The sequence below is a fragment of the Wenyingzhuangia sp. genome (genome assembly GCF_039768515.1).
In the GTDB taxonomy this organism is placed as follows: Bacteria; Bacteroidota; Bacteroidia; order Flavobacteriales; family Flavobacteriaceae; genus Wenyingzhuangia.
This window is the reverse complement of sequence record NZ_JBDNAI010000098.1, coordinates 1-3,504: the sequence shown is the minus strand read 5'-3', so window position 1 is coordinate 3,504 and position 3,504 is coordinate 1. Positions and strand designations below refer to the sequence as shown.

Below are 3,504 nucleotides of genomic sequence, written 5' to 3'. Positions count from 1 at the left end.
TCTCAAACCTTTAATTTGTACAAAAAATTAACGATTTGACCCTATTGAAGGAAAAAATATATTTATTAGATTCCGCTAATTAATTTTTATTAAGATCTACTCGTTAGACAATAGTTCTTTCATATGCTTTATAATAGTGTTGTCTGTATATATTTTCTGTATCTGCTCTTGATAACAATTGGTGAAAAGTTCACTTTTGTATAAATCTCCAAAAATAGTTTTTTGCTTAATAAAAGCTAGTGGATCAGATTTAGTTTGTTTTGCGGCTAAATGCAGTTGTTCGCTAAGTGTGTCTATTATATCTATAGGTTGTCCATTTTGATTGATCTTTTTGTCACAGGAGTAACACCAGGCAGCAATCACTAAAGTGGCTAATTTTATACTTCCCCCAACAGCTAAATTTTCATGAATCGTAGAAATTAAGAACTTAGGAAGCTTAGCAGAGCTTTCCATACATATCCGATTTACACTATCCTTAATATTTGGATTACCAAAGCGATCTAAAAGACTTTTTCTATATGCTACAATGTCAATGCCCTCTATGTTGCCTAAAATAGGGGCTGCTTCTTTATCTAGAAATGTTTGTAAATAAGAGGCAAAAAGTTCGTCTTCTACACATGAATTAATAGTTGGGTGGCCGTACAGAATACCTAAAAGCCCCAAAACTGAGTGCCCTGCGTTAAGCATTCTCAACTTCATTTTCTCGTAAGGTGCTACATCAGAAACAAATTGGACGCCTACCTTTTCAAATTCAGGTCGACCAGAAGAAAACTTATCCTCCACAACCCATTGAATGAATGGTTCACAGGTAACCGGCCATGTGTCTTTTAAATGATAGTCCTCTTCAAGCATATCAATATCTGAGGTAGCGGTAATAGGTGTAATACGATCTACCATACTATTTGGAAAACAAACCTCTTTAGCAATCCATTTGGCTAATTCAGGATCCTGTACTTCTGCAAAAGAGAGTAGCATCTTCCGGGTCATATCTCCATTGTGCTCAATATTATCACAAGATAAAATGGTTAATGCAGTCAAGCCTCGGTCACGACGTAGTTTCATGGCTGCTGTTAAAAACCCAAATATGGTTTTGGGTTCTTGGGGGTTTCGAATTTCATCTTGTATCTCTAAATTATCAAAGTTAAATTCTCCAGTGGCAGGATCAAAATTATAGCCTCCTTCGGTAATTGTGAGAGAAATAATTTTTGTGCTACTAAAAGCCATGCGTTCAATAACGGCTTCAGGGTCCTCCACACCTAGTTCAAAATCTACAATAGATCCTATGACTTCTGGAACTATTTCTCCATTAGGATGTTTCACAATTAAGGTGTAGAGATAGTCTTGATTTATGAGTGCTTCTTGTATTTTACGGTCTCCTTCACGTAGGCCTATTCCGCAAATTGAAGTGCTTGCTCCTTCTTTTTTTAGCAAATGTACGTAATATGCTAAGTGTGCTCTGTGAAAGCCTCCTACACCAATATGTATTATATCAATATCCTGATTTGTCCTGGAGTAAGATGGAACAGGCATTCGATTTTCTATCTCAATTAGGTTTAACTGATTTAGTTTTATAGGTGTATTCATCTTAAATAGTTGTAGTTTGTTTCCCGCGTTTTAATGCCCAATAAGCAGATACAAAGTATATAACAGTACAAATGAATCCATAGTCATAGAATAAATCACGGTTTTTTATATAATCTGTCTCAAGATCACTCCCAAATAATACATTACATGCCAATCCTAGAGTAATGATTAATGCTGTTATTGCAAGAAATTTTAAACCCTTAGACAACAAAGAGATATCTTTAATTAAAGGTCTTTGTTCTTTTTCTTGTTGCTCTTGAAAACTTTCTATAGCCAGACTTCGAAGTTCCTCCTCTTTTTCATGTGCTGCATACTTTTTCTTAGCGCCATACCTGGAGGCAAGAAAGGTATACACTGCTATTGTAAAAAACCAAGTAGGGATAAACAAGTAATAAAAAGAAATGACGTCCAAAGCGTTTAAGCCAAAACCAAAAAATAAACCCAATCCCCATGAAGCAACCGCAGGCATGCTAAAACTAAGTCCCCGATAAAAAGACCAATATCTGGTATAGCCTATTCTAGGAAAAATTTGATGCTCTGCGAAAACAATTGCCCCAACAGGAACCACAAGAAGTCCTGCATAAGTTAGTAATGGTAATATTTGTGAAAATACAAAGGGAAAACAAGCAATAACAACGGTAACCAATCCAACTATAATAGTTGTTTTCTGTCGAGAATGATTATAAAAAATAGCCTGAGCAGCTAAACCTGCTCGGTATAAATTTGTAATAGCTGTTGTCCATCCAGCTACAATTACAATCACAAATCCAGATAATCCAAGGGCGTAATATGCTACATCTCCTGGGTCAAGCGATACAATAGACTTTCCTAAAATAACGGCAGCACCTGCCCCCATAATTCCGGCTGCTATCCAAGCCACATAATGGCCAAACATCATGCCTGTACTGGATGCGTATGCATAATTCTTCTTTTTAGCGAACCTGAGCAAGGCCATGTCCACTAATCCAAAATGAGTAATCGTATTAGCAGCCCAGCCAAAACCAATGACTTCTACCAATCCAATGCCTTCATTTCCCTCGCTGTTTATGCCAGTCCATACACTTTGATCTCCCAATGTCATTAAATCTGACAGCCCTGCCGGCAATGTTTTACCCAAGATGTCCAATGACAAAGCAGGTAAAAGAACCATTGCTCCACTTGTAAACATTACAAAAAGCCAAGGGGCGCACAAACTAGAAAAATCCGAGACTGCGTTAAAGCCATAAAGGGCAATGGATACAACTACTATTCCGACTGCAATAACAATTAAAATAAACCATGCATTGGTGGGATACCAATTGAGCTGGGCTGGAATATTAAAAGCAAATCGAACAGCGGTAGAAGATACGGTGATCATTGCTGCAGAAATAACTGAAAATATAATGACATTAGCCCAATTGTATAGCTTAGTCATGGAATCTCCTGCGATCTTATTTAAATAAGTGTACAGACTTAATCGGGTGTCTACCGCTATAGGAGATGTAATAAATCTCCAGCTCAAAACGGCAAGAATATTACCTATCAAAAGACCAAAGATAATATCAATAGTCTTAGCTCCTAGCGCTACAAAAGTAGCACCAATAACAAATTCTGTTGCTGCAACATGTTCAGCAGCATACAAACCAGCAAAGTGAGTCCAATCGTGAAGTCTATGTTTTGCTACTGGTAATTGTTCTTCATCTATTGATTCAAATTGTTTGTTGTTTTCGGTGGAATGCATCTATTGGTGTGGTTCTGTTTGTGAAATTTTATATAAAGAATGTTACACTAAAACTTTTTCATTTTTATGCCAACCTTGACGAGTTCCTTTTTCATCCATCAAAATCCATTGGTCGAGATTTAAATATCTAGCGATATGAGCTAGAGTATTTCCTCGAACCAATTTAGTGCGAGCTATAGTAAGAAAACCTTCTTGTTTAC

General features: G+C 36.7%; 2 protein-coding genes. Both read right to left on the bottom strand.

The features are described 5' to 3' along the window. Nucleotides 1-96: 96 nt before the first annotated feature. Complete coding sequence (locus ABF281_RS06695) at nt 97-1,584, bottom strand: mannitol dehydrogenase family protein (protein ID WP_347180910.1); 1,488 nt, start codon at nt 1,582-1,584, stop codon at nt 97-99. A 1-nt stretch (nt 1,585) separates the two neighbouring features. Next, nucleotides 1,586-3,304: a hypothetical protein gene (locus tag ABF281_RS06690; protein ID WP_347180909.1), complete on the bottom strand. Its 1,719-nt coding sequence runs from the start codon at nt 3,302-3,304 to the stop codon at nt 1,586-1,588. Between the last annotated feature and the right edge of the window lie 200 nt (nt 3,305-3,504).

Bases quoted from the DNA above. Each gene is read 5' to 3' on its own strand.
- ABF281_RS06695 (WP_347180910.1), bottom strand. From the start codon at position 1,584: ATGAATACACCTATAAAACTAAATCAGTTAAACCTAATTGAGATAGAA.
- ABF281_RS06690 (WP_347180909.1), bottom strand. From the start codon at position 3,304: ATGCATTCCACCGAAAACAACAAACAATTTGAATCAATAGATGAAGAA.